The organism is Streptomyces aculeolatus (genome assembly GCF_020400605.1).
Classification (GTDB): Bacteria; Actinomycetota; Actinomycetes; order Streptomycetales; family Streptomycetaceae; genus Streptomyces; species Streptomyces aculeolatus.
Window position 1 is genome coordinate 69,900 of record NZ_JAINRD010000009.1, and the last position, 25,723, is coordinate 95,622.

24 protein-coding genes are annotated in these 25,723 nt (G+C 73.5%); 17 read left to right on the forward strand and 7 right to left on the reverse strand.

All coding sequences use genetic code 11. From position 1 onward, the window contains the following. Window positions 1-70: 70 nt before the first annotated feature. Window positions 71-634: a DUF5134 domain-containing protein gene (locus LG396_RS17340; RefSeq protein ID WP_225795429.1), complete on the reverse strand. Its 564-nt coding sequence runs from the start codon at window positions 632-634 to the stop codon at window positions 71-73. Between the two features lie 165 nt (window positions 635-799). After that, window positions 800-1,483: a glycerophosphodiester phosphodiesterase gene (locus LG396_RS17345; protein ID WP_165440274.1), complete on the reverse strand. Its 684-nt coding sequence runs from the start codon at window positions 1,481-1,483 to the stop codon at window positions 800-802. A gap of 334 nt (window positions 1,484-1,817) precedes the next feature. Between LG396_RS17345 and LG396_RS17350 the strand changes: the two genes are divergently transcribed. The 5 genes from LG396_RS17350 to LG396_RS17370 all read left to right on the forward strand — a co-directional run bounded on the left by LG396_RS17350 (window position 1,818) and on the right by LG396_RS17370 (window position 6,641). Further along, window positions 1,818-3,227 carry a DUF6421 family protein gene (locus LG396_RS17350; protein ID WP_225795430.1) on the forward strand — a complete coding sequence of 470 codons (1,410 nt, stop codon included), beginning with the start codon at window positions 1,818-1,820 and terminating at the stop codon, window positions 3,225-3,227. Between the two features lie 41 nt (window positions 3,228-3,268). Continuing rightward, window positions 3,269-4,054, forward strand: a complete 786-nt coding sequence (locus tag LG396_RS17355) for an SDR family NAD(P)-dependent oxidoreductase (protein WP_026276240.1) — start codon at window positions 3,269-3,271, stop codon at window positions 4,052-4,054. Further along, window positions 4,051-5,163 (forward strand): threonine aldolase family protein, encoded by a 1,113-nt coding sequence (locus tag LG396_RS17360; RefSeq protein ID WP_225795431.1) that lies wholly within the window; start codon window positions 4,051-4,053, stop codon window positions 5,161-5,163. Before LG396_RS17355 ends, LG396_RS17360 begins: the two co-directional genes overlap by 4 nt. A 27-nt stretch (window positions 5,164-5,190) precedes the next feature. After that, complete coding sequence (locus LG396_RS17365; RefSeq protein WP_225795432.1) at window positions 5,191-5,766, forward strand: transglutaminase-like domain-containing protein; 576 nt, start codon at window positions 5,191-5,193, stop codon at window positions 5,764-5,766. Between the two features lie 206 nt (window positions 5,767-5,972). After that, window positions 5,973-6,641 carry a B3/B4 domain-containing protein gene (locus tag LG396_RS17370; protein ID WP_018836318.1) on the forward strand — a complete coding sequence of 223 codons (669 nt, stop codon included), beginning with the start codon at window positions 5,973-5,975 and terminating at the stop codon, window positions 6,639-6,641. 185 nt (window positions 6,642-6,826) lie between these two features. Here the strand turns inward: LG396_RS17370 and LG396_RS17375 are convergent, their stop codons facing one another. Beyond that, entirely contained in the window at window positions 6,827-7,567 is a 741-nt protein-coding gene (locus tag LG396_RS17375; protein ID WP_225795433.1) for a lysophospholipid acyltransferase family protein, read from the reverse strand. Between the two features lie 174 nt (window positions 7,568-7,741). Between LG396_RS17375 and LG396_RS17380 the strand changes: the two genes are divergently transcribed. From LG396_RS17380 to LG396_RS17395, 4 genes are all read left to right on the forward strand, one after another. Further along, the gene (locus tag LG396_RS17380) at window positions 7,742-8,149 is read left to right on the forward strand and encodes a thioredoxin family protein (protein WP_225795434.1); all 408 of its coding nucleotides are present in this window, start codon (window positions 7,742-7,744) and stop codon (window positions 8,147-8,149) included. 137 nt (window positions 8,150-8,286) lie between these two features. Beyond that, a complete protein-coding gene (locus LG396_RS17385) occupies window positions 8,287-9,072 on the forward strand; it encodes an electron transfer flavoprotein subunit beta/FixA family protein (RefSeq protein ID WP_026276962.1) in 786 nt (261 codons plus the stop codon). A gap of 60 nt (window positions 9,073-9,132) precedes the next feature. Then, on the forward strand, window positions 9,133-10,095 hold the full coding sequence (locus LG396_RS17390; protein WP_130455329.1) for an electron transfer flavoprotein subunit alpha/FixB family protein: 963 nt from the start codon (window positions 9,133-9,135) through the stop codon (window positions 10,093-10,095). A gap of 186 nt (window positions 10,096-10,281) precedes the next feature. Next, entirely contained in the window at window positions 10,282-11,211 is a 930-nt protein-coding gene (locus tag LG396_RS17395; protein WP_225795435.1) for a hypothetical protein, read from the forward strand. Window positions 11,212-11,233: 22 nt separating this feature from the next. Here the strand turns inward: LG396_RS17395 and LG396_RS17400 are convergent, their stop codons facing one another. Continuing rightward, window positions 11,234-11,686 carry a winged helix-turn-helix transcriptional regulator gene (locus LG396_RS17400; RefSeq protein ID WP_225795436.1) on the reverse strand — a complete coding sequence of 151 codons (453 nt, stop codon included), beginning with the start codon at window positions 11,684-11,686 and terminating at the stop codon, window positions 11,234-11,236. 96 nt (window positions 11,687-11,782) lie between these two features. Here LG396_RS17400 and LG396_RS17405 point away from each other — a divergent pair, with 96 nt between their 5' ends. From LG396_RS17405 to LG396_RS17420, 4 genes are all read left to right on the forward strand, one after another. Next, window positions 11,783-13,042, forward strand: coding sequence for an MFS transporter (locus tag LG396_RS17405; RefSeq protein WP_225795437.1), 1,260 nt, complete (start codon window positions 11,783-11,785; stop codon window positions 13,040-13,042). A 60-nt stretch (window positions 13,043-13,102) separates the two neighbouring features. Continuing rightward, complete coding sequence (locus LG396_RS17410; protein ID WP_225795438.1) at window positions 13,103-14,413, forward strand: DUF6986 family protein; 1,311 nt, start codon at window positions 13,103-13,105, stop codon at window positions 14,411-14,413. A gap of 131 nt (window positions 14,414-14,544) precedes the next feature. After that, window positions 14,545-15,567, forward strand: a complete 1,023-nt coding sequence (locus LG396_RS17415; protein ID WP_225795439.1) for an ATP-binding cassette domain-containing protein — start codon at window positions 14,545-14,547, stop codon at window positions 15,565-15,567. After that, entirely contained in the window at window positions 15,564-16,382 is an 819-nt protein-coding gene (locus tag LG396_RS17420; protein WP_225795440.1) for an ABC transporter permease, read from the forward strand. Before LG396_RS17415 ends, LG396_RS17420 begins: the two co-directional genes overlap by 4 nt. A gap of 94 nt (window positions 16,383-16,476) precedes the next feature. Here LG396_RS17420 and LG396_RS17425 read toward each other — a convergent pair whose 3' ends face one another. Together LG396_RS17425 and LG396_RS17430 are read right to left on the reverse strand one after the other, a co-directional pair. After that, a complete protein-coding gene (locus LG396_RS17425) occupies window positions 16,477-17,670 on the reverse strand; it encodes a fumarylacetoacetate hydrolase family protein (protein WP_225795552.1) in 1,194 nt (397 codons plus the stop codon). A gap of 181 nt (window positions 17,671-17,851) precedes the next feature. Then, window positions 17,852-18,838, reverse strand: coding sequence for a LacI family DNA-binding transcriptional regulator (locus LG396_RS17430; protein ID WP_100300720.1), 987 nt, complete (start codon window positions 18,836-18,838; stop codon window positions 17,852-17,854). A 153-nt stretch (window positions 18,839-18,991) separates the two neighbouring features. Here LG396_RS17430 and LG396_RS17435 point away from each other — a divergent pair, with 153 nt between their 5' ends. Beyond that, the gene (locus tag LG396_RS17435; RefSeq protein WP_225795441.1) at window positions 18,992-19,966 is read left to right on the forward strand and encodes an ROK family protein; all 975 of its coding nucleotides are present in this window, start codon (window positions 18,992-18,994) and stop codon (window positions 19,964-19,966) included. A gap of 143 nt (window positions 19,967-20,109) precedes the next feature. Here LG396_RS17435 and LG396_RS17440 read toward each other — a convergent pair whose 3' ends face one another. After that, entirely contained in the window at window positions 20,110-22,230 is a 2,121-nt protein-coding gene (locus LG396_RS17440) for an NPCBM/NEW2 domain-containing protein (protein ID WP_225795442.1), read from the reverse strand. Between the two features lie 272 nt (window positions 22,231-22,502). On the opposite strand from LG396_RS17440, the gene LG396_RS17445 reads away from it, so the two are divergent. From LG396_RS17445 to LG396_RS17455, 3 genes are read left to right on the forward strand one after another with little or no spacing between them, the layout of a single operon-like run. After that, window positions 22,503-23,777, forward strand: a complete 1,275-nt coding sequence (locus LG396_RS17445) for an ABC transporter substrate-binding protein (protein ID WP_037741617.1) — start codon at window positions 22,503-22,505, stop codon at window positions 23,775-23,777. Window positions 23,778-23,783: 6 nt separating this feature from the next. Then, a complete protein-coding gene (locus LG396_RS17450) occupies window positions 23,784-24,704 on the forward strand; it encodes a carbohydrate ABC transporter permease (protein WP_037741614.1) in 921 nt (306 codons plus the stop codon). Continuing rightward, a complete protein-coding gene (locus LG396_RS17455) occupies window positions 24,701-25,633 on the forward strand; it encodes a carbohydrate ABC transporter permease (RefSeq protein WP_225795443.1) in 933 nt (310 codons plus the stop codon). The genes LG396_RS17450 and LG396_RS17455 overlap by 4 nt, the downstream gene beginning before the upstream one ends. Window positions 25,634-25,723 lie beyond the last annotated feature (90 nt).

Genomic DNA, 25,723 nt, shown 5'->3' on the forward strand with positions numbered 1-25,723 from the left:
GGCCAGCGTACGGAGCGGGGGCGCCGGCCGGTACGTGTGCGCGCGTGAAGTGACGGACGACACCGGGGAGTCAGAGCGCGAGGAGCATCGCGACCATGCCCGCCCCCATGCAGACCCGGCAGGCGCCGGCCAGCTCCGGCCGCGCGGCCCAGCCGCCGAAACCGCCGCCGCCGAACCCGCTCCCGCCGAAACCCGCCGCGGCGCCCGCGGCGACCGGCCGCAGCCCTCCGTACAGCACGTAGAGCACGAAGTACGCGAGCAGCCCCGCGGTGACGGCCGGCAGCCCGGCGGCGCCGTGCCCCCCGTGGTCCGCCGCGCCCATGGCGACCGCCATGTACACCATCGCCAGCGCGCCGATCGCGTGGTGCAGGTGGTGCCCCGCGGTGCGCAGCGGCAGCACGGCCCGTACGAACGCGGCCCCGAAGACCGCGGCGAAGGCGCCCGCCGTCCACGCCGCCGGCCCCGGCAGCCCCGGGGGCAGCGCCATCGCGGCCATCCCCAACCCCATGACCGCGTCCCCGGCGGCGCCGCGCCGCTCCTCGGCGGCGACGGCCCGCATCCGTAACAGGCAGAGCGCGCCGACGCCCGCGCACAGCGCGGTCAGCAGCAGGCCGGTGAGCGGCGGTCCGTGCATCCCCGGGCCCCCTCGGACGACGACGGCGGCCCCGCGGCACGACTGCGGGGTCCGGCCGGCGCCGGCCCGGGGCGCAGGGCGCTTTGACGGAAGGCTGCCCGTACCCCTGCGCCCGCACGCGAGCGCACAGGCGCGCGGAGCGGGCGCAGGGGAGCGCGCGGCGGCTCAGGCGGTGAAGCGCACCGAGTGCTTCATCCCGGGGAAGTCCGTCACGACGCCCTGCAACCGGAGGCCGCGGGCGAGCTTCAGCTCCTCGGGGGTGTTGACGGTCCAGGCGATGACCTTCAGCCCCGCCTCGTGCGCGCGGTCCGCCAGCTCCAGCGTCAGCCGGCGGATGTTCAGCGACAGCATCACCGCGCCGGCCTCGCGGGCGCGGTCGACCACCCCGAGCCCGTAGTGGCTGGCGACCAGCACCCGCGGCACCTCGGGCAGCAGCTGCCGCATCTCCGCCAGCGCCTCGTCGTGGAACGACAGCACCTCGACCCGGCCGACGAGGTCGTGCGCGGTCATGGCCTCGGCGAGGGCCTTGGCGGCGGCGACGTCCTTGATCTCGACCTGCAGCCGGCCCTTCACCGCCTCGACCACCTCGTCGAAGGTCGGGACGCGCTCGCCCTGGCCGGCGTCCAGCTCGCGCAGTTCCGCGAGGGTGAAGTCGGCGACGGCGCCCTCGCCGTCCGTCGTGCGGTCCACGTCGGGGTCGTGCATGACGACCAGGTGGCCGTCCTTGCTCAGATGCAGGTCGAGCTCGATGGCGTCCATGCCCTCGCGATCCGCGCGGACGAAGGAGCGGATCGTGTTCTCCGGCTCGACGCCCATCAACCCGCGGTGACCGATGGTCAGAAATGACACTGCGCTCTCGCCCTCCGTCGGCGGTCCGTCACAGACTGGCGCAAAGCCTAGGCCAAATCGGGGAGATCGACACCGGTCGTGCGGGGTCCGTACGACGGGTCGCGGCAAAGCGGGCGGCGGGGTCACCCGGAGGTGGGAGGGCCTCGTTCCGCGGCTGCTCCGACCCCCGTACGGCGCAGGTGACGGGAAGGGCCAGGGGCTGAACCGTGCTGCGCCGCAAGATTTACGTTCCGTAGTCGTGAACCGCGCAAGGTTTCCCGGAGGCCCGCTTGAGGGAGATCCTCCTCCAGGGATACGGTGGGTAGACAGGAAGTTCTTAACGTAGGAGTGGTCCATGACGGAAATTCTTGCTTCCGCGACCGCGGAAGGTGACGTTCTGTCCGCCGCGGACGCCCCGCGCGTAGTCGAGCACCCCGCCTGGGGACGGCTGAAGGACGCCGTCGAGGAGATCCGCCCCTGGCAGTCGAAGGACGGCTCCATCGACTTCGACGCCGAGGGCGCCCCGGCGCGTCCCGCCGCCGAGGACGCCGTCGGGCGGGTCGCCGCCGCCGTACGCGAGCTGTCCCCCCTGGTGCCGCACGACGCCGACTACCACGACGCCGTCATAGCCGACCTGCGCCGGTGGGCCGCCGACGGCTTCGGCGTGCCCGACTTCCTGGACTCGGTGCTCGCCTTCCACCCCGCGGACCACCGCGCCGACGGGGTGCAGCACCTCGTCGTCTTCCCCATGTACACGCAGAACGGCAACCCGGACCGCAACGTCGAGGCCGTCGTCATCCGCGTCGTCTGGCCCGCCTGGCTCGCCGAGCTGGAGCGCACCCGCTACGACAACCCGATGTTCCTCGGCATCACGTTCGAGGACTTCACCTCCGGGTACGACACGAACTCCGCCGTGCTCTTCCCCGAGACCATCGCCATGCGCGAGGTCCCGCCGCGCTTCACCTGGGGCGCCATCTTCTGCGACCGCGAGGCCGCCCGCTTCCGCCGCGTCAGCGCCGCGGCCATCGAGGCCACCGGCCTGGAGCTGCCGGAGGAGGCCCGCGGGCTGCTCACCGACCAGGAGCGCGCGCAGCAGACGTTCGTGCTCTGGGACATGGTCCACGACCGCACGCACAGCCACGGCGACCTGCCGTTCGACCCCTTCATGATCAAGCAGCGGCAGCCGTTCTGGATGTACGGGATAGAGGAGCTGCGCTGCGACCTCACCGCCTTCCACGAGGCCGGCAAGCTCGCCGCCGACGGCTTCCCGCAGGGCCGCGACGTGCAGTACACGGTGCTGATGGACCGGCTGTTCCGCTTCCCGGTCACCGGTGAGCGCAACCGCAACTACGACGGCCTCGGCGGCCAGCTCCTCTTCGCGTACCTGCACAAGCACGACGCGCTGCGCTGGACCGACAACCGGCTGTCCGTCGACTGGGACCTGGCCCGCGAGGTCACCGGCCGGCTGCGCAACGAGATCGAGACGCTGTACCGCGAGGGCATCGACCGGCCGAAGCTGGTCCACTGGTTCAAGGCGTACGACCTGGTGTCCACCTACCTCGCCCCGCACCCCGGCTCCACCTGGGCCAAGGGCCCGGACGCGCTCGACCTGGCCAAGCCGCCGCGGAAACTCGTGGACGACGTGCTGCCCGACGAGTTTCCCCTCAGCATGTTCTATGAGGCCCTTGCCAAGAAGCTGCGCAAGGTGATCGAGTCGACGCGGGGTATCACGGCCGAGACCGCCGAGCTGGCGGACGCCGCGTGACGGACCCCGCGGTCGGCAGGGCAGCGGAGGAGGAGATCGTCATGAGCCCCGGGGCAGACGGCAGGAACGGAGGCGGCGGCCCGCTCGCGGGCGCGGTCGTGGCCGTGGCGGGAGCGGGCGGACCGGCAGGCCGGGCGACGCTGTGCCGGCTCGCCGGATCGGGCGCCACTCTCGTCGGCTGCGACGCCGACGCCGAGCGCCTGGCCGAGTCCGTCAACGCGGCGCGGGCCGCGGGCGGCGGCGCCATCCCGGTCACCGGCGACACGGTCGACCTGCTCGACCCGCACGCCGCCCGGGCCTGGGCGGAGAGCATCGAGAAGGACTACGGGCGCGTCGACGGCCTGGTCCACCTCGTCGGCGGCTGGCGCGGCTCGCGCTCCTTCGCCACCACCGACCTGGCCGACTGGACGGTGCTGCACGACCTGCTCCTGCGTACCGTGCAGCACACCTCCCTCGCCTTCGACGAGCCGCTGCGGCGCAGCGGCCGCGGCCGCTACGTCCTCGTCAGCGCCGCCGGCGCCAGCCAGCCCACCGCCGGCAACGCCGCGTACGCCGCCGCCAAGGCGGGCGCCGAGGCGTGGACGCTGGCCATGGCCGACGGCTTCCGCAAGGCCGGCGAGGCCGAAGGGCTGGACGGGCCCGCCGCGGCGGCCGTGATCCTGGTGGTCAAGGCGCTGGTGAACGACGCGATGCGCGAGGCCAAGCCGAACGCGAAGTTCGCGGGCTTCACCGACGTGGACGACCTGGCCGACAACATCGCGGAGGTCTGGGACAGGCCCGCGCAAGAACTGAACGGGACCCGCCTGTGGCTCACCGCCCAGCCATGACCACGACCACCGCACCGGGCGGGGGAGACCCCGCAGGACAGCCGCAGCGCACGGACGCCAAGCGCCGCCACGACCCGGCGGAGTGCGGCTTCGCCAGCGACAACTACGCCGGTGCGCACCCGGAGATCCTCGCCGCGCTCGCCCTGGCCAACGGCGGCCACCAGGTCAGCTACGGCGAGGACGACTACACCGCGCACCTGCAGCACGTCTTCCGCGGCCACTTCGGCATGGACGCCGAGGTGTACCCGGTCTTCAACGGGACCGGCGCCAACGTCGTCGCGCTGCAGGCCGTCACCGACCGCTGGGGCGCGGTGATCTGCGCGGACACCGCGCACATCCACGTCGACGAGTGCGGCGCCCCCGAGCGCGTCGGCGGGCTGAAGCTGCTGACCGTACCGACGCCGGACGGCAAGCTCACCCCCGAGCTGATCGACCGCGAGGCGCGCGGCTGGGACGACGAGCACCGCGCCATGCCGCAGGTCGTCTCGATCACCCAGGCCACCGAGTACGGCACGGTCTACACCCCCGACGAGATCCGGGCGATCTGCGACCACGCGCACCGCCGCGGCATGCGCGTCCACCTCGACGGCGCCCGGATAGCCAACGCGGCGGCGACGCTGGACGTGCCGATGCGCGCGTTCACCAACGTCGCCGGCGTCGACATCCTCTCCTTCGGCGGCACGAAGAACGGCATGCTCCTCGGCGAGGCCGTCGTCGTCCTCGACCCCGGCGCCGTCCGCGCGATGAAGCACCTGCGCAAGCTGTCGATGCAGCTGGCCTCCAAGATGCGCTTCGTCTCGGCCCAGTTCGAGGCGCTCCTCGCCAAGGACCTGTGGCTGCGCAACGCCCGCCACGCCAACGCGATGGCCCGCCGCCTCGCCGACGGCGTACGCGGCATCGACGGCGTCGACGTGCTGCACCCCGTGCAGGCCAACGGCGTCTTCGCCCGGCTGCCGCACGACGTGTCCCTGGCGCTGCAGAAGGACTTCCGCTTCTACTTCTGGGACGAGGCGGACGGAGTGGTGCGCTGGATGTGCTCGTTCGACACCGCGGAGGAGGACGTCGACACCTTCATCGCCGCGGTCGCGGAGGAAATGCGGAGGACGTAACCGCCGCATGCCTATACGCTCCTCTGCATGAAACTCCAGCAGGAGCTGCCCGACCTGTCCGCGTACCTCGCCGCCGACGCGGTCGTCGACCACGAGCACCCGCTCGTGGCCGGGACCGCGTACCGGCTGCGCGAGGTCGCGGAGGAGGCCGAGGCGTACGCCAAGGGGGCCTACGAGTTCGTGCGGGACACGATCCCGCACTCCAACGACGCCGGGGACCTGCGCGTCACCTGCCGCGCCTCGGACGTGCTGAAGGCCCGCACCGGCATCTGCTACGCCAAGGCGCACGCCCTCGTCGCCCTGCTGCGGGCGCAGGGCATCCCGGCCGGCTTCTGCTACCAGCACCTCGGCGTGCTGCACGGCCTCGTCGCACTGCGGCTGCCCGGCCACGACTGGATCCGGGTGGACCCCCGCGGCAACAAGCCGGGCGTCGACGCACAGTTCCGCCTCGACCGCGAACAACTGGCCTACGTCCCCGACCCGTCCGCCGGCGAGCGCGATGACCCGCTGGTCCGCGCGGCGCCCCACCCGGCTACCCTCGAAGCGCTCCGCGCGGCCTCCGACCGCCGCCACCTGGACCGCCTCCTCCCCACCGCCCCGTGACCCGCAATACCTCCAACCCCCAACTCCAGCGAACCCCCGCAAACCCCGCATACTCCCGCATAGCGCAACAGAGCCCAATACACCCCCGCACACCCGCCCAAGGGTAGGCCGCCCCACTGACAGCGACGGCGTCCGGGCCGCCCGCCACCGCTCGGGCGCCGAACCGCGGCCCGCCCCGCCCCCACCCCGACCCGCAGAAGGACCGCATGACCCTCCGCACCCACGTCGCCGACGACGTACGCGCCCTCGCCCCCGGCTTCGCCCACGTCGCCGTCGTCGCCCGCGGCCTCGTCGGCGGCCCCAGCGACGCCGCCGGCGCCGCGCTCCTCGACGACGCCGCCCGCCGCCTCGCCGCCCGCCTCGACGGCACCCCGCCGCAGCAGGACCCGCACATGCAGGCGTGGCGTGCCGCGTACGCCGCCTTCGGCGCCAAGCCGTCCAAGTTCCGCAACTCCGCCGAGGCGCTGGCCCGCCGCGCCCTCGCCGACGCCGGACTGCCGCGGATCAACCGGCTGGTCGACATCTACAACGCCGTCAGCGTCGCCCACCTCGTCCCCGTCGGCGGCGAGGACACCGACCGCATCGACGGCGACATGCACCTCATCCGCGCCACCGGCGAGGAGCGCTTCGACGAGGAGCACCCCGAGCCCGGCGAGGTCGTCTGGCGCGACGGCACGGGCGTCACGTGCCGTCGGTGGAACTGGCGCCAGGGCGTGCGGACCCGGCTCACCGAGGAGTCCGTGAACGCGCTGTTCCTGCTGGAGCGGCAGGAGCCGATGACGTACGCGGAGCTGACCGCGGCGGCGCAGGAGCTGGCCGAGGCGCTGCAGAAGAGCTCGCCCGGCGCGGAGATCGAGATCCGCGACCCCGCCTGACGGCGCCCGGACCCGCCACCCCGGACCTCACCCTCGATCTGCCCCTCGACCTGCGGTGGAGATCGAGGGTGAGGGCGAGCCGGTCGAGGCGGGTCCGGCGGGCGCACGCCCGGAGCCCGGCCCGTACGCCCGGACCCGGCCGCTGCGTCAGCCCTCCAGTCGCCTCAGGCCCCCGGGCCGGCGCCTCAGACCCCCGGCGCCGGCGCGCTGCCGCCCAGGTGCGCAGGCTGCCACCAGTCGTCCCCCGGCCCCCGCGGGCGGTCCGGGTACGCGCCCTGCGCCGCCTCCAGCAGCTCCTGGATCCGGGCCTTGAGCCGCTCCGTCAGCTTCTCCGCGTCCTCGTGCGCCCCCTCGGCAGGCGGCCCGTCCACCGCTCCGTCCCCGGTCGGCACGGGCGCGCCCAGGCGCATGGTGATCGGCAGGTGGTTCCGTCCGAAGTCGCGGGGCCGGCCCTTGGTCCAGATCCGCTGCGTCCCCCACACCGCCATCGGCAGCAGCGGCACCCCGGCCTGCTGCGCCAGCCGCGCGGCGCCCGACTTGAACGACTTCAGCGTGAACGACTGCGAGATCGTCGCCTCCGGGAAGACCCCGACGACCTCGCCCGAGCGCAGCGCGCGCAGCGCGTGCGAGAACGCCTGCCCGCCCTGCGCGCGGTCGACCGGAATGTGCCTCATCGCGCGCAGCAGCGGTCCTGAGACGCGGTGGCGGAAGACCGACTCCTTGGTCATGAAGCGCACGAACCGCTTCGCCGGGCGGGCCGCGTAGCCGCAGAACACGAAGTCCAGATAGCTGATGTGGTTGCTCACCAGGACCGCACCGCCGCGGCGCGGCACGTGCTCCTGGCCCTTCAGGTCGATCCGCAGGTCCATCGCCTTGAAGGCGGTTCTGCAGATGCCGACGACGGGCGGGTAGACGAGGTCTGCCATGCCGGGCTGGTCCCTTCTCCGGCCCGGAGGGTCAGCAGCTCCCGGCGGAAGTTACGCGTGCGTAGGTACGTACATCCCCGATCGTGCACGACGTGCGCGCCGCGCGCCAGACCCACTCCTTCGGCGTGACGGGATCTTGTCACCGCCGCGGGGCGGTGCTGCATGCTGGATCCCATGGAGGAGAAGGCGGACGGCACGCAGGAGCGGCTGACGGCGGCCGACCTCGACGCGGCGGAGCTGGGGGAGCGGGCCACCCTCGTGCAGTTCTCCAGCGCCTTCTGCCGCCCCTGCGCCGCCACGCGGCGGGTCCTTGCGGACGTCGCGGGCATGGTCGCAGGCGTGGCGTACGTGGACGTCGACGCCGAGAGCCACCTCGCACTCGTCCGCAGGCTCGGCGTGGAGCGGACGCCGACGGTGCTCGTGCTCGACTCGGAGGGCAGCGTGGTGCGCCGCGCCGAGGGCCTGCCCCGCAAGGCCGACGCCATCGCCGCGCTGGGCGCGGCGGTGGCGGCCGGGCCCCGGCGCGCGGAGGGCGGCGGGCGCGCGCGGCGCGTAGGAAATGTCACAGCCGAGCAGCCTTGAACAGTGGGTGTGCGCACCAGTTTACTGGTGAGTAATAAACTGGACGGCGACCACCGGACCCGCCCGGTGGGAGCCGTCGATGGCGCCTATGCTGCCAGCACGGCAGTGTCTCGATACGAAGCGGTAGGAGAGCCGGCGTGAGCTTGAGGATCGTTGTCTGTGTGAAGTACGTGCCCGACGCCACCGGCGACCGGCACTTCTCCGATGACCTGACCACCGACCGCGAGGCCGTCGACGGCCTGCTGTCGGAGCTGGACGAGTACGCGGTCGAACAGGCCCTGCAGATCTCCGAGGACGCGGACGACGCCGAGATCACCGTGCTGACCGTGGGCCCCGAGGACGCGCGCGACGCGCTGCGCAAGGGCCTGTCCATGGGCGCCGACAAGGCCGTGCACGTCGAGGACGACGACCTGCACGGCACCGACGTGATGGGCACGTCGCTGGTCCTGGCCAAGGCCGTCGAGCACGTCGGCTACGACCTCGTCGTCTGCGGCATGGCCTCCACCGACGGCACCATGGGCGTGCTGCCGGCGATCCTCGCCGAGCGCCTGGGCGTCCCCCAGGTGACCCAGCTCTCCACCGTCGCCGTCGCCGACGGCAAGGTCACCGGCCGCCGCGACGGCGACGCCGCCAGCGAGCAGCTGGAGGCGGCGCTGCCCGCCGTCGTGTCCGTGACCGACCAGTCCGGCGAGGCCCGTTACCCCTCGTTCAAGGGCATCATGGCGGCGAAGAAGAAGCCGGTGGAGACCCTGGACCTGGACGACCTGGGCATCGACGCCGAAGAGGTCGGTCTGGAGGGCGCCTGGACCAAGGTCGAGGACGCCACGAAGCGCCCGCCGCGCACCGCCGGCACGATCGTCAAGGACGAGGGCGAGGGCGGCACGCAGCTCGCCGAGTTCCTCGCGGGCCAGAAGTTCATCTGAGCCTCCGCGCCCCCTCCGCCGTTCCGCCTTCCGCCCTCGTATCGCAGGAGAACGAGATCCATGAGTGAAGTCCTCGTCTACGTCGACCACGTCGACGGCGCCGTGCGCAAGCCGACGCTGGAGCTGCTGACCCTCGCCCGCCGCATCGGCGACCCGGTCGCCGTCCACCTGGGCTCCGGCGTCGACGCCGCGGCGCCCGTGCTCGCCGAGCACGGCGCGGTGCGCGTGCTGACCGCCGACGCCGCCGAGTTCGCCGACTACCTCGTCGTGCCGAAGGTCGACGCCCTGAAGGCCGCGTACGACGCCGTGCAGCCGGCGGCCGTGCTGCTGCCGTCGTCGGTGGAGTGCAAGGAGATCGGCGCCCGCCTCGCGGTGCGGATCGGCTCCGGCATCATCACCGACGCCGTGGACGTCGAGGCCGGCGACGACAGCCCGGTCACCACTCAGGCCGTGTTCGCCGCCGCGTACACCACCCGCTCCCGGGTCTCGCGCGGCACGCCCGTCATCACCGTCAAGCCCAACTCCGCCGCCCCCGAGGCCGCCCCGGTCGAGAGCGCCGTGGAGCAGCTGACGTTCGGCTTCGGCGAGTCCGCGGCCGGTACGAAGGTCGTGGGCCGGACCCCGCGCGAGTCGACGGGCCGCCCCGAGCTGACCGAGGCGGCGATCGTCGTCTCCGGCGGCCGCGGTGTCAACGGCGCCGAGAACTTCCGCCTCATCGAGGAGCTGGCCGACTCGCTCGGCGCCGCCGTCGGCGCCTCCCGGGCGGCGGTGGACGCGGGCTGGTACCCGCACTCGCACCAGGTCGGCCAGACCGGCAAGACCGTCTCGCCGCAGCTCTACATCGCGGCCGGCATCTCCGGTGCGATCCAGCACCGGGCCGGCATGCAGACGTCGAAGACCATCGTGGCCGTGAACAAGGACAGCGAGGCGCCCATCTTCGACCTCGTCGACTACGGCGTCGTCGGCGACCTGTTCGCCGTGGTCCCGCAGCTCACCGGCGAGGTCAAGGCCCGCAAGGGCTGAGCGGCGGACGCGGCTCGCCGCGACCGCCGTACCGCTGCCGTAGCAACTGCCGTTCGGAAGGGCCCGCGGTGCGCCGCGGGCCCTTCCGCATGCCCGGGACCGGCGCGGATGCCGCGTGTGGACGGCGCGGAGGCGCCGCTGTGGCGCCGTGGTCGGGGCGCGCGGGTGCGTGGGAGGATGCGGCGCATGAGCGGGAGCGGTAGCACGAGCCCGTACGCCTGGCTGCCGCGGGGCGCACGGGAGTGGAGCCCGCCCTACGGCGGGCTGCCGAGCACCTGGCCGCGGTTCACGGCGGCGTACGCGCTGCTGGTGCTGCTGCGGATCACCGCGGACGTGCCGGTGCCGTGGCTGCTCGGAGCGGCGGCGGCTGTGGGCGCGGCGAGCGTGACGGGGTACTGGCTGCGCCGGCGCGGATTCCGGCCGCGGGGCGGCAGTTGGGTGGTCGCGGGGTCGGGCGCGGTGTCGCTGGTGGTGCCGGCAGGCACGGCCGGGGCGGCGGTGCGTACGACGGTCGCGCGCGGGGGCCGGATCCTCGGCGGGGCGCAGGCGGCGGCCGCGGTGCGCGGGGCGGAGGCGCTGCTGCGGGCGGCGGACCGGGACCCGGCGGCGCCGGCGGCGGTCGGGGCGGCGGGGACGGAGAAGGACGGCGGGGCGCTGTACGTCGTGTACGACGAGGCGTCCGCGTTCGTGCTGCGGGTCCGCGCCCCCGGAGCTGCCGCCGGCCCGCGCGCGGACCGGGCGGGCGGGCGGCCGGGCAGGGGCACGGGCGCCCGGCAGCGGTCGCTCCTGGCTGAGCTGGCGGGGGAGCTGGGCGCCGAGGTGCCGCCGGCGGACGGCCCGGACGGCCCGGCGGGCGCGGCAGGCGCCGGCGGCTCGGGCGGCCCCGGCGACGTACCGGACGCGCTGACTCCGGCCGGACGCGCCGCCGCGTCCCTGGCGGCGTCGGCCGCCGCGGCCGCCGGGAACCCGCTGCCGGACACGGATCCCGCCGTACGCCTCCTGCCCTGGCCGCCGCACCGCACCGCCGCCGCGACGGCGGACGGTGCGCTGCGCCTGCTGACGTTCGCGGTGCCGGTCGCGCTCTGGATCGCCCGGCTCGCCGGCGCCTGGTCCTGAGGCGGGGGACGCCGCGCCCGGCTCACTCCGCGGGGACCTTGTGGACCTCGGTCTCGTCGGGTCGTAGCGGCCGCCCGTCCGCCGACAGCACCTCCAGCCCGCGCAGGCGCCGCCCCTCCCGCCGATCGAGCAGCTCCGAGTGCGGTTCGCCGGGCGCGAAGGAGTTCGCCTCCCCCCACTGCCGCAGCGCCACGATGACGGGGAAGAGCTGCTCGCCCTTCGGCGTGAGGACGTAGTCGCGGTAGGCGCTGCCGTCCGAGGCGGGGACGGACGTCAGGATGCCGCCGTCGAGGAGGGTGCGCAGCCGCGCGGTGAGGATGTTCTTCGCCACCCCGAGGCTGCGCTGGAACTCCCCGAAGCGCCGGCTGCCGTCGAAGGCGTCCCGCACGATCAGCAGCGACCACCAGTCGCCGATCGCGTCCACCGACCGGGCGACGGGGCATTCGCTGTCGTCGAAGCGCGTCCTGGCCACCATGGCGTTCCTCCCTCAAATGCAGTTGCAACATGCTACCAAGCAAGGTTACCGTCATGGCTGGTAGCAAGATGAAACCAGAGGCGAGGGGGAGTGCCCATGCCCGGCAGCGGTGAGGCCGCGACACGACCGGCCGGAGTCCGAGGCGGAGAGGAACCCGTCCTGTCCCGGGGCGTCGTGATGCTCTTCGCCGTCGCCTGCGCCGCCGCGGTGGCCAACGTCTACTTCGCCCAGCCGCTCCTGGTGGCCATGGGCGACGACCTCGCGATGAGCCCGGCGCTCGTCGGGAGCATCGTGACCCTGACGCACGTCGGCTACGGGCTGGGGCTCTTCTTCCTCGTGCCGCTGGGCGACATGGCCGACCGCAGGCGCCTCGTCGTGGCCCAGTTGCTGCTGCTGGTGGCGGCGCTGGCGGTGGTCGCCGCCGCGCCCACGGCGGCGGTGCTGCTCGCGGGCATGGCCGCGATGGGGCTGCTCGCGGTCGTCACCCAGACGCTGGTGGCCTTCGCCGCGTCGCTGGCCCCGCCCGCCGAGCGCGGCCGGGTCGTGGGGCTCGTCACCGGCGGCGTGGTCATCGGCATCCTCCTGGCCCGTACCGTCTCCGGCGTCCTCGCCGACCTCGCGGGCTGGCGCTCCGTCTACGTCGCCTCCGCCTCGCTCACGGCGCTGCTCGCCTTGGTGCTCCACCGCGTCCTGCCGCGGCACGGCGGCTCCCCGCCGGCGGCACTGCGCTACGGGCAACTCCTGTGCTCCACCGTCTCCTTGTTCCTGCGCGAACCGCTGCTTCGGCTCCGGGCGCTGTTCGGGCTCCTGATCTTCGCCTCGTTCAGCACCCTGTGGAGCAGCGTCGCGCTGCCGCTCAGCGAGCCCCCGTACGCCCTGTCGCACACCGCCGTCGGGATGCTGGGCCTGATCGGTGTCGTGGGCGCGCTGGCCGCGTCCGCGGCCGGCCGGCTGAACGACCGCGGGCTCTCCGGGCGGACCACCGGCCTCGCCCTCGCGCTGCTCGCCCTGTCGTGGCTGCCCCTGGCCTTCACGCGCAGCTCGCTCTGGGCGCTGGTGGCCGGGGTGATCCTGCTCGACCTCGCCGTCCAGGCGGTCCACGTCACGAACCAGACCCTGATCTACGCGCTGCGCCCGGACGCCGGCAGCCGCCTCATCGGCGGGTACATGGTCTTCTACTCGGTCGGCAGCGCCACCGGCGCCATCGCCGCGACCGCCCTCTACGCGGCGGCCGGATGGGGTGCCGTGTGCGCGCTGGGTGCCGGGTTCAGCGGCCTGGGGTTCGTGCTGTGGCTCGCCACCCGGCGCGGTGCGGCGGCAGGTGTCCGGAAGGTGCGACCGCCCGCGGTCCGTTGACGGTTCGCGGGCGCCCGGATACGTTCGCCTTCAACGTTTTGTTGAACACCGGGAGGCCGCATGGTGGCGCAGGACGACCCGCCCGCGACGTCGATCGGCGCCTCCGTACGGGACCGGATCGCCGCCGCCCTCGCGCCCGTCGACGCCGAACTCGCCCGCCGGTACCCCGGCGACCCCGGCACCCGCCAGCCCGTGCACACCGTCTACGTCCCCGCCGACGCCTTCGGCGCCCGTACCGTACGCGAGTGGGGCCGCCAGGCCCTCGACGCGCTCGACGCGCACGCCCCCGACGCCGCCGTCCTGGCCGCGGCGCTCGGGCTGGCCGAGCCGGCGGCGGCCGGGGTGTACGACCGGGTGCGCGCCAAGCTCGCGCGCGAGCCGGTCGAGGACCTGCGCATCGACTTCGAGGACGGCTACGGGCCGCGCCCCGACGAGGAGGAGGACGCCGCGGCCGTGGCCGCCGCCCGCCTTCTCGCCGCCGCCTTCGCCGACGGCAGCGCACCGCCGTACGCCGGCATCCGAGCCAAGTGCCTGGAGGCCGCCGTCCGCGACCGGGGCATCCGCACGCTCGACCTCTTCCTCACCGAACTGCTGCGGGCGGGCGGCGGCACGCTGCCGGACGGGCTGGTGCTGACGCTGCCGAAGGTCACGTACCCGGAGCAGGTGAGCGCGATGGCCGCGCTGCTGGGCGAGTTCGAGCGCGCGAACGGGCTGGCCGCGGGGCGGCTCGGCTTCGAGATCCAGATCGAGACGACGCAGGCGGTCCTCGGCGCGGACGGCCGCGCCACGGTCGCGCGGATGATCGACGCGGCCGGCGGACGGGCGACGGGGCTGCACTACGGCACGTTCGACTACAGCGCGGCGTGCGCGGTGAGCGCCGCGAACCAGTCGATGGACCACCCGGTGGCGGACCACGCGAAGGCCGTGATGCAGGTGGCCGCGGCGGGTACGGGCGTGCGGCTGTCCGACGGGTCGACGAACGTGCTGCCGGTGGGCGGCACGGCGCAGGTGCACGCGGCCTGGCGGCTGCACTACGGCCTGGTGCGGCGGTCGTTGGCGCGCGCGTACTACCAGGGGTGGGACATGCACCCGGGCCACCTGCCGACGCGGTACGCGGCGGTGTACGCGTTCTGCCGCGAAGGGCTGGACGCGGCGTGCGCCCGGCTGGCGGCGTACGCGGGGCGCGGAGCCGGCGGCGACGGCGGCGGGGCGGGGGACGTGCTGGACGAGCCCGCGACGGCGCGGGCCCTCAGCGGGTACCTGCTGCGGGGCCTGGACTGCGGGGCGGTGGACGAGGCGGAGGTCACCGGCCGGAGCGGGCTGGGGCGGGCGGAACTGGACGCGCTGGCGGGGCGTTCGCCCCGGACGTGAGGACGGTCGTCGTGTGCTAGCGTCTGCGGCGACTTCTCACCGTAGGGTCCAGCCCTCGCCGTCAAGCCTCCCCGTGTCCGGCGACACCGGGAAGGTGGGAGTCACACCGAGTCCTGACAAAGGGTGTGACGATGGGTGCTGCCCACGGAGCGGATCCGGCTGTGGAAGCCGTCGATCTGATCAAGAGTTATCCGGCCGGCAGGAGCAAGCCGCCGGTGACCGCGCTGCGCGGACTGAGCTTCACCGCGGCGACGGGGACCGTGTTCGGGCTGCTCGGCCCGAACGGGGCCGGCAAGACGACCGCCGTGAAGATCCTCTCGACGCTCTCGGCCGCCGACTCGGGCTCGGCGCGCGTGGCCGGGTACGAGGTCGCGACGCGGCCCGCGCGGGTGCGCCGGACGATCGGGTACGTGTCGCAGAAGTCCGGTACGGACCCGATGGGCACGGCGACCGAGAACCTGCTGCTCGCCGGGCGCCTCCACGGGATGTCCCGCCGCGACGCGGCGGCGCGCGCCCGTGAACTCCTCGGCGGGTTCGGCCTGGCCGACGCCGCGGACCGGCTCGTGCAGACCTACTCCGGCGGCATGGCGCGCAAGCTCGACCTCGCGCTGAGCCTCATGCACCGCCCCCGGGTGCTCTTCCTCGACGAACCGACGACCGGGCTCGACCCCCGCGCCCGCGGCGAGGTGTGGGCCGAGGTCGCGCGGCTGACCGGCGCGGAGCAGATGACGGTGCTGCTGACCACGCACTACCTGGAGGAGGCCGACCACCTCGCCGACCGGCTCGCGATCGTCGACCGGGGCAGGGTGGTCGCGTCCGGCACTCCGGACGAGCTGAAGAGCGGGCTGCGCGGGGACGCGGTGCACGTCGAGTTGGCACGGGCCGACGACCGGGCGCCCTCGGTGGTGCGGACGGCGCCGGGACTGCGGGACGTCACCGTGCGACGGGCCACCGTTCGCGGCCGTGCGGACGACGGCGCCCGGGCCCTGCCGCTCGTGCTGGCCGCCCTGGAGGAAGCGGGCATCGCCGTGAACTCCGCGACGCTCGCCCGGCCCTCGCTCGACGACGTCTACCTGCGCCACACCGGCCGCAGCCTGAACGCCGATGCCGACGCCGACGACGCCGCTCCGGAGGCCGTGGAGGTGGCGGAGTGACCACCGCATCCCCGCACCCCGCCGGCCCGGGCCCGTCGACCCTTGTCGCGCACTCCGTGCTGCTGGCCGGCCGGCGGCTGCGCGCGCTCGGACGGATGCCGGCGTTCGTCGTGATCGGCCTGGTGCAGCCGGTGATCTGGCTGCTGCTGTTCGGGCAGTTGTTCCGCGCGGTGGTGGACCTCCCCGGGTTCACCCACGGCGACGGCGGCTTCCTGCGGTTCCTCACGCCGGGCGTGGTGATGATGACCGCGCTGTTCGCGAGCGCCTGGGCGGGGACGACGTACCTCCAGGACATCGAACGCGGCGTCATGGACCGGATGCTCACCTCGCCCGCCCACCGGGGCGCCATGGTGATCGCGACGATGGTCGGCCAGGCGGTCCAGACGCTGGTGCAGAGCCTGGTCGTGGTCGCCGTCGCCGTGGCGGCCGGCGCCCGGTTCCCCGGGGGCGTGCCGGGCGTCGGCGTCACCCTGCTCGCCGCGGTGCTGCTGGCCCTGGTCTTCTCGGCGCTGTCCGACGCCGTCGCCCTGCTGACCCGCCGTCAGGCGACGCTCATCGCGATCTCCCAGTTCACCACGCTGCCGCTGATGTTCCTCAGCTCGGCCGTGATGGACCTGCGCCTCGCCCCGGGCTGGGTCGGTGCCGTCGCCGGCTGCAACCCCGTGGAATGGGCGGTCACCGCGGCGCGGGAGGCGCTGGGCGCCGGCACCGACTGGGGCACCGTCCTGGGGCACCTGGGGCTGCTCGCGGCGACGGCCCTCGCCATGGGCCTGCTGTCCGTGCGCGCGTTCCGCAGCTACCGGAATCGGGCGTGACGTAGCGGGCCGGGCCCGGCGGACGGGCGGGGCGAACCGGGCGTGCGGCGTCGCCGGGGAGCGCCGGGCCGGTGACGGCCGGGCGCTCCGCGGGTCACGGCGCCGCAGTCCGGAGCAGGCCGCGGCGGGCGAAGCCGGCGTAGAGGTCGCGTATCCCCGCCTCCCACGGGGGTGCCTGCTCGCTGGTCGTGACGGTGTTGCGCAGGGTGCCGAGGAGCGGCGTGGAGATCTCCACGAGGTCGCCCTCGCGGTGCGTGAAGCCGCTGCCCGGGGCGCCGCGGTCGGCGGTGGGCGCGAAGAGGGTGCCGGTGAAGAGCACGACGCCGTCCGGGTACTGGTGGCGGCGGTTCACGGCCTGGGCGACCAGGGTCTCCAGCGGCCGGCTGATGCGCGACATGTCGGAGGAGTCGCGGAGTACGAAGCCGTCGTCGCCCCGCACCGACAGGGCGATCGTCGCCTCGCGTACGGAGTCGGCGGTGAAGCCGTCCCCGGTGAGCCGGACGAACGGGCCCAGCGCGGTGGAGGCGTTGTTGTCCTTCGCCTGCGGCAGCAGCAGGGCGCTGCGGCCCTCGACGTCGCGCAGGTTCACGTCGTTGCCCAGGGTGACGCCCGCGATGCGGCCGTCGGAGGCGACGACGAGGACCAGTTCGGGTTCGGGGTTGTTCCACTCGGAGACCTCGGCCACGCCGATCCGCGCCCCGTACCCGACGGCCGACAGCACCGGCCCCTTCGTGAAGATCTCCGCGTCCGGCCCGAGGCCGACCTCCAGGTACTGCGACCACAGTCCCTGCTCGCGCAGCCACGCCAGCAGTTCGACGGCCTCCGGGCTGCCGGCCCGTACCGTCTCCAGCCGGGTGCCGAGGCGGGCGCCGATCCGCTCCCGGATCTCGTCCGCCGCCGCGGCGACACCGCCGGCCCGCTCTTCGATGACCCGCTCCATCATGCTGTCCGCGAAGGTCACCCCGGCCGCCTTGAGTACCTGGAGGTCCACCGGCGCCAGCAGCCGCGCCCGGCCCGCGTCCCCGCCCGCGGTGGCGGCCAGCACCTCGGCGAGCGGCCAGCTGCGCCCGTCTTCGGCGGCGCGGACGCGGTCGGCGGCGCCGGGGTGCTCCAGCAGGTCCGAGACGGTCGGCCCGAGGGCGGTGACGTCGACCAGGGCGTCGCCGCGGACGGTGACCAGGCTCGGGCCGCCGTCCGCGGGGTCGAGGAGGCGGCCGACCAGCAGGGCGGCGTCCGCGTCGGCGGGCAGGACGTCCGCGGGGGAGGAGGCGATCTCGCGGGAGGCCATGGGTACGGCCTTTCTGTGCGGCGTGGCGGCGGCGTGCCCGCTGCTGTCGGCGGGCTCGTACGGACTTCGCATGATGATCGGAACACACCCGCCCGCGGAAGGGCGACCCCCCTGCCGCGGTTCCGCGCGGCCGCGCGCCGCGGCGACCGGCGCACGCCCGTGCCTGACGTACCGTCAGGGTTCAGACCGCGGGCGGCCGTTCGCCCGACCCGCGGGCGACCAGGCGCGTCGGCAGCACCAGCCGCTCCGGGTCGCCGGCCGCGCCGTCGAGCCGCTGGAAGAGCCGGGCCGCCGCGCGCCGGCCCAGTTCCGCGGGGTCCTGGGCGACGACGGTGATCCCGGGGGAGAGCAGGTCGGCCATCTCGAAGTCGTCGAAGCCGACGAGCGCGGCCGCCCGGCCGCCGGCCGCCAGCGTCCGCACGGCGGTGACGGTGACGCGGTTGTTGCCGGTGAACAGGGCGGTCACCGGCTCCGGCCCCGACGTCATCCGTACGCACTCCGCCGCCACCCGCGCGGGCTCCGTGCTGCCGAGGGAGGTCCACGGCGCGGCCACCGCCAGCCCGGCGTCCGCCATCGCGTCCCGGTAGCCGCGCAGCCGCTCGGCGGCGGTGTGGATGCCGGGGTGGTCGCCGATGAAGCCGATGCGGCGGTGCCCGTACCCGACGAGGTGCTCGACCGCCCCGCGGGCGCCGCCGTAGTTGTCGGACAGCACGGTGTCGGCGCTGATGCGCCCCGGCGGCCGGTCGACGAAGACGGCGGCCACGCCCGCGGCCAGCTCCGGCTCCAGATAGCGGTGGTCGCTGCTCGCCGGCACGACCACCAGCCCGTCCACGCGGCGCGCGCACAGCGCGAGCACCAACTCCTCCTCGCGCGCGGGGTCCTCGCCGCTGGAGCCGTGGATGAGCAGCGAGCCGTGCGCGCGGGCGACGTCCTCGACGGCCCCGCTCAGCGGCGCGTAGAACGGGTCGGCCAGGTCCTCCAGCACCAGCCCGACGGTGGCGGTGCGGCCCTTGCGCAGGATGCGGGCGCTGTCGTTGCGGCGGAAGCCGAGCGCCTCGATGGCCTCCCGCACCCGCCGCTCGGTCTCCTGGGTGACGCCGGGCTCGCCGTTGACCACCCGCGAGACGGTCTTGAGACCGACGCCCGCGCGGGCGGCGACGTCCTTCATCGTCGGGCGGGTGCCGTAGCGGGGCCGCTGCGGGCCGGAGAGGTGAGGGGACACGCGCCTGATGATAGGGGCTAGACAACGTTGTCACGGTACGGGCAGACTGACCCGCGCACCGCAACCGCCGCCCGCCCCGGCCCCCCAGGAGACGCCACGATGGTCGCCGCCCAGCCGACCGAGCTCGTCGCCGCGCTCGACATCGGCGGTACGAAGACGGCCGCGGCCCTCGTCGACGCCGGCGGCCGGCTCCTGGCCCGGACCCGGCGGCCCACCCCCGCCGCCGCGGACGGCGCGACGATCGCCGCCGCCGTGACCGGCGTGCTGCGCGACCTGGCCGAGACCCACCCCGTCGGCTGGGCCCGCGCGAGCGCCGTGGGCATCGGCAGCGCCGGCCCCGTGGACGCCTCGGTGGGCACGGTCAGCCCCGTCAACATCCCCGGCTGGCGCGACTACCCGCTGGTGGCCGCCGTGCGCGACGCCACCGGCGGACTGCCCGTGGTACTCGTCGGCGACGGCGTCGCCATGGCCGCCGCCGAGCACTGGCAGGGTGCCGCACGCGGCCGGTCCGCGGCCCTGTGCATGGTCGTCTCCACCGGCGTCGGCGGCGGGCTCGTCCTCGACGGCCGCCCGTATCCGGGACCCACCGGCAACTCCGGCCACATCGGCCACATCTCCGTCGACCTCGACGGCGACCCCTGCCCCTGCGGCGGCCGCGGCTGCGTGGAGCGGATCGCCTCGGGGCCCAACATCGCCCGCCGCGCGCTGGCCGCCGGCTGGACCCCCGGCCCGGACGGCGACGACACCGCCGCCGGCGTCGCCGCGGCGGCCCGCGCCGGCGACCCCGTGGCGCTCGCCTCCTTCGACCGGGCGGCCAAGGCGCTCGCCGCGGGCATCGCCGCCACCGCGACGCTGGTCGAGATCGAGGCCGCGGTGATCGGCGGCGGCGTGGCGGCGGCCGGCGAACTGCTCTTCGCGCCGGTGCGGCAGCACCTGAAGGCGTACGCCGCGCTCTCGTACGCGGCGGACGTGGCGGTGGTCCCGGCGCACCTCGGGACGGACGCGGGCCTGATCGGCGCCGCCGCCGCGGCGGCGCAGGAACTGGGCCTGCGGCAGTTCACCGCCCCCGGCTGACGGCCGGGTGCGGTGCGGGGCGGCCGCCCGGCGCGTACGGCAGCGGGTGCTGCCGGGCCGGTGCCCCGCGGGCGGGTGCGGCGCCGCGTGCGTCAGGCGCGGCGGCGCACCCGCCCTCTCTCAGTGCGGTGCGGTGCGGGGCGTCAGCAGGTGAACCGCGCGTCCGCCCAGTCGGCGTGGTCGTAGTCCACACCGTCGCCGCCGTCCGTGACGACGAGCCGTACGGTCTGCGCGTCGCCGATGTCCGCGGACAGCGGCTGCGCCGTCTCGTCGTTCGTCAGCACGCCGGAGTCCGCGACCTTGGCGCCGTCCGCCCAGACCTCGAAGGACACCGAGCCGTTGGCCCCGGACTCGTCGTCCAGCCCGACCCGGGCGTCGAACGTCTCGCACTCCCGGCCCACGTAGAAGCCGATGTCGCTGGCGGCGTGCACGCCCAGGCCCTTGGCGAACGTCTCACCGCCGATCGTCAGCGGCTTCCCGTCGCCGGCCTGCTGCTCGCCGACGCTGGTGTCCCGCTCCACCGGGCCCCAGCCGTTGCCGGCGTCCAGCCACTCCCAGTCGCTCGCGTACGTCGCCCCGGGGGGCGGGCTCGCGACCACGTACGCGGTGCCCGCCGAGGTCAGCGACACCGCCTGGCCGGACGGTGCCGAGTAGTCGGCGGTCAGCGGGAACTCCTGGCGGCCCGTGTCGGCGCCAGCGGGAGCGGTGAGCCGCCAGGTGGTGGTCAGCTCGCTGCCGGGCTCCACCTTCTTCGCGGTGGTGGGGGAGCCGGTCTCCACCTGCCAGCCGGCGGGGGCGTCGAGCGCGACGCCGACGTTCTTCGCCGGGGTGATGCCGGTGTTGCGGAACGTCGTCGTCACCTCGGCCTCGCCGCCCGCCTCGACGTACGGCGCGGAGTCGACGCCGAACTCGGCGGCCGGCGGGTAGGAGCCGGCGCTGTCGCCGGGCCAGACGCGGTACATCACGGTGCCGTGCGCGGGCACCGACGCGGAGATCTCGCCGCCGGTGTTGTAGTCCGCGTGCTGCCACAGGTCGCGGATCCGGTAGCCCTCCGCGGCGGCCAGGCCGACGGCCTCCGCGGTGGTGGAGATGCGCTGCGGCGCGTTCGACTCGTTGAAGAGCGCCACCGCGCGGCTGCCGTCGGCCATCTCCTTGGAGACGACCCAGCGGCCGCCCTCGGAGGTGACCACGGCGCCCTGCTTGCCCAGCGGGTCCTGGTCGACGGCGATGACGTCCGTGTTCTCCAGGATCTCGAACGTCGCCTCGTCGGCGGTGCGCAGGTCGGAGCCGATGAGCAGCGGCGCCGCCATGATGGACCACATCGAGAAGTGTGTGCGGTACTCGGTGTCGGTCATGCCGCCGTTGCCGACCTCCAGCATGTCCGGGTCGTTCCAGCGGCCCGGCCCCGCGTACTCGGCGAGCGGCAGGTTCTGCTTCATGATGCCGAGCATGCTCGACCAGTTGTCGCTGATGTCACCGGTCGTACGCCACAGGTGGCCGACGTCCGCCGCCCACTCCCACGGCTTGTTCTGGCCCCACTCGCAGATGCTGTAGACGATGGGCCGGCCGGTGGTCTCCGAGGCGGCCTTCAGCGCGTCGCGCATCTTGGTGTAGCGCTGGATCGCGTCGACGCCCTGGTTGTTGCAGTTGTCGTACTTGAGGTAGTCGATGCCCCACTCGGCGAACTGCATCGCGTCGCTCTCCTCGTGCCCGAGGGCACCGGGGAAGCCGGCGGAGTTGCAGGTCTTGGTGCCGGCGCTCGTGTAGATGCCGATCTTCAGGCCCTTGGAGTGGACGTAGTCGGCCACCGCCTTGATCCCGTCGGGGAAGCGCACGGGGTCGGGGACCAGCTTGCCGTTCGCGTCGCGCTCGGGGAGGGCCCAGCAGTCGTCGAGGTTCACGTACTCGTAGCCGGCGTCCTTCAGGCCCCGTTCGACGAAGATGTCGGCGATGCCCTTGACCATGTCCTCGTCGAACTCCGCCCGGCAGTGGGTGGAGTTCCAGTTGTTGAAGCCCATGGGCGGGGTCTTCGCCAGCCCGTCGGGCAGCCGGACCTCCGGCTGCGCCGCCGGGCCGGTCTGCTGCCGGGCCTCCTGCTGGGCCGCCGGCTTCGCGGCGGCGGTCGCGCTCTGCGTCTGGGTTCCCGCGGGTGCCGCCACGGCCGGCGCGGTGAGGGCCGCGCAGAGCGCGACCGCTCCCGCGGCGCCGATCGCCGCGCGTGCGTACGGTCTGGCGGCTCTTCGTGCGGATGGGAGTTTCCGCATCGGATCCACTCCTCTGGGTGGGGTGCTGCGAACGTGTTGGGTCATGGACGCGTCACACGAGCGTTTACGGTAGAGCTTGTTCGCTTCTGTCGGAAGAGATGCGGTAACAGTTGGCCGACACTCGGTCAAAACCCTTGACAGTGCCGGTGGGTGGAGGTGTGATCCCACAATCTTCGTTCGGTTGTGTTTGGTTAACACTCCACGGAAGGGGAGAGATGAGCGCCTCATCTTCTGCCAGCAGGACTGTAGGCCGCCCCACCACCGCACCACCGATGACGCGCCGGAGTCTGCTGCGAGGAGCCGCTCTCGGCGCCGGAGCCGTCACCCTCCCGACCCTCCTCGCCGCCTGCGGCAGCGGCCCGGGCGGCGACGGCAAGACCGTGACGCTGGGATCCAACGCCTCCGACGAGGTGCCCCGCAAGGCGTTCCAGGACGCGTTCGACCTGTTCGAGAAGAAGTCCAAGAAGTCGGTCGAGGTCAACACCGTCGACCACAACACGTTCCAGGAGAACATCAACCGCTATCTGCAGGGCCAGCCGGACGACGTGTTCATGTGGTTCGCCGGCTACCGCATGCAGTTCTTCGCCGAGCGCGGGCTGCTGACGGACATCAGCGACCTGTGGAAGGGCTTCGACGGGTTCTCCGGCGCGCTGAAGGACCAGTCCACCGGCGCCGACGGCAAGCAGTACTTCGTGCCGTACTACTACTACCCGTGGGCGGTCTTCTACCGGAAGAGCGTCTTCGAACAGGGCGGCTACGAGATACCGACGACGTTCGACCAGTACACCGCCCTGGCCAAGCAGATGCAGAAGGACGGCCTGGTCCCGTTCGCCTTCGGCGACAAGGACGGCTGGCCGGCCATGGGCACTTTCGACTATCTCGACATGCGCGCCAACGGTTACGAGTTCCACAAGTCCCTGATGGCCGGCGAGGAGTCCTGGACCGACCCCCGGGTGCGCGAGGTCTTCGACCTGTGGCGCGGCCTCATGCCGTACCACGACAAGGGCGCCAACGGCCGCACCTGGCAGGAGGCCGCGCAGTCGCTGGCGCAGAAGAAGACCGGCATGGCCGTCCTCGGCCTGCCGCACCCCGGCCAGCAGTTCCCCGAGGCGGACCGCGAGGACCTCGACTTCTTCCCGTTCCCCGAGATATCCCCCGAGCACGGGCAGGACGCGGTCGAGGCCCCCATCGACGGCTTCCTGATGTCGTCCAAGGTCAAGAACGAGGAGGGCGCGCGGGAACTGATGAAGTTCCTCGCCACGCCGGCCGCCGAGGACGCGTACCTCAAGTCCGACCCGAACAACGTCGCCGTGCACTCCGGCGCCGACACCTCCGCCTACTCGACGCTGCAGAAGAAGGCGGCGGAGATGGTCTCGAACGCCAAGCAGATATCCCAGTTCCTCGACCGGGACACCCGCCCCGACTTCGCCTCGACGGTCATGATCAAGGCCCTCCAGGACTTCATCGACGACCCCGACGACATCGACGGCCTGCTGGGCGGCATCGAGAGCCAGAAGAAGACCATCTTCACCGAGAGCCAGGAGTAGTCCGCCGTGCCGCTCGTCACCCACGCGCGGCGCACCCGACGGCGCGGTCCGCGGAGGTTCACCCGCCGCGACCTCGCCGTCATCGGCGTGCTGCTGGGCTTCACCATCCTGCTGGACCTGTTCATCATCTGGGGGCCGACCGTCGCCTCCGTCACCCTCTCCTTCTCCTCCTGGGACGGCCTGTCCGACCTGAGCTGGGTCGGCGGCGACAACTACGACACGCTCGCCGGCGGGGACTACCCGCCGTTCTGGCCCGCGGTGCGCAACAACCTGCTGTGGATCGCGTTCCTGGGGCTGGTGGCCACGCCCTTCGGGCTGCTGCTCGCGGTCGTCATCGACCGCGGCGTGCGCTTCTCGCGCTTCTACCAGTCCACGATCTACCTGCCGGTGGTGCTCTCCCTCGCCGTCGTCGGCTTCATCGCCCAGCTGATCTTCTCCCGCGACCAGGGCGCACTGAACGCCATCCTCGGCAACGAGAACAACCCCACCGACTGGCTCGGCGACCGCGACCTCAACATCTGGATGGTGCTGCTGGCCGCCGGCTGGCGGCACACCGGCTACGTGATGATCCTCTACCTGGCCGGGCTCAAGGCCGTGGCGCCCGAGCTGAAGGAGGCCGCCGCCATCGACGGCGCGAACGAGCGGCAGACCTTCCTGCGCGTGGTCTTCCCCACGATGCGTCCGGTCAACGTCGTCGTCCTCGTCATCACCGTCATCGAGGCGCTGCGCGCCTTCGACATCGTCTACGCCATCAACAAGGGCAGAAACGGCCTGGAGCTGCTCTCCGTGCTCGTCACCGACAACATCATCGGCGAGGCCAGCCGCATCGGCTTCGGCTCCGCCATCGCCGTGGTGCTGCTCACCGTCTCCCTGGGGTTCATCGTGACGTACCTGGTGCAGGAGATGCGCGGGGAGGAGCACCGATGACCGCCGACGCCACCGCGACCGCGCGGCGCCCCGCCGAGGCCCGGTCCGGGCAGCAGGACCCGGCGGCCGGGAAGCGGCCCCGCCGCGGCCGGTTCGGCGTACACATCTTCCTCGGCGGGGTCTCGCTGGCCTTCCTGGCGCCGCTGCTGCTCGCCGTGTACGCCTCGCTGCGCCCGTACGAGGAGACCGCCGAGCACGGCTACTTCTCCTTCCCCCGCAAGCTGTCCTTCGACTACTACCGGCAGGCGTTCTCCGACTCGGAGATGAGCAAGTACTTCGTCAACTCGCTCATCATCGCCGTGCCCGGCGTGCTGATCGTGCTGTTCCTGGCGTCGTTCGCGGCCTTCGTGCTGGCCCGGCTGCGCATCCGCGGCGGGTTCTTCCTGCTCATCCTCTTCACCGCGGGCAACCTGCTGCCGCAGCAGGTCATCGTCACGCCGCTGTACGTGATGTTCAACCGCATCGAGCTGCCGTACTGGATGTCCGAATCGATGACGATGTACGACTCGTACTGGGCCGTCATCTCCGTCAACGTCGGTTTCCAGCTCGGGTTCTGCATCTTCGTGCTCGCGAACTTCATGCGCGCGCTGCCCACCGAGATCCTGGAGGCCGCGGTCGTCGACGGCGCCGGGGTGTGGACCCAGTACTGGCGGATCACCCTGCCGCTGTGCCGCCCGGCGCTGGCGGCGCTGGGGACGCTGCAGTTCACCTGGATGTACAACGACTTCCTGTGGGCGCTGGTCTTCATCTCCGACGGCGACAAGCTCCCGGTCACCTCGGCCCTCAACAACCTGCGCGGGCAGTTCTTCACCGACTACAACCTGCTCGCCGCGGGATCCGTGCTGGTCGCGCTGCCGACGATCATCGTCTTCCTGCTGCTGCAGCGCCACTTCATCGCGGGGCTCACGCTCGGCTCCACGAAGGGGTGAGGCGAGCGGACAGGGACGGCGGGCCGCCGGAGGAGGGTGCCGGCGGCCCGGGGGGAGCCGTCGGTCAGCCCTTCTGACCTCCGGACCGGG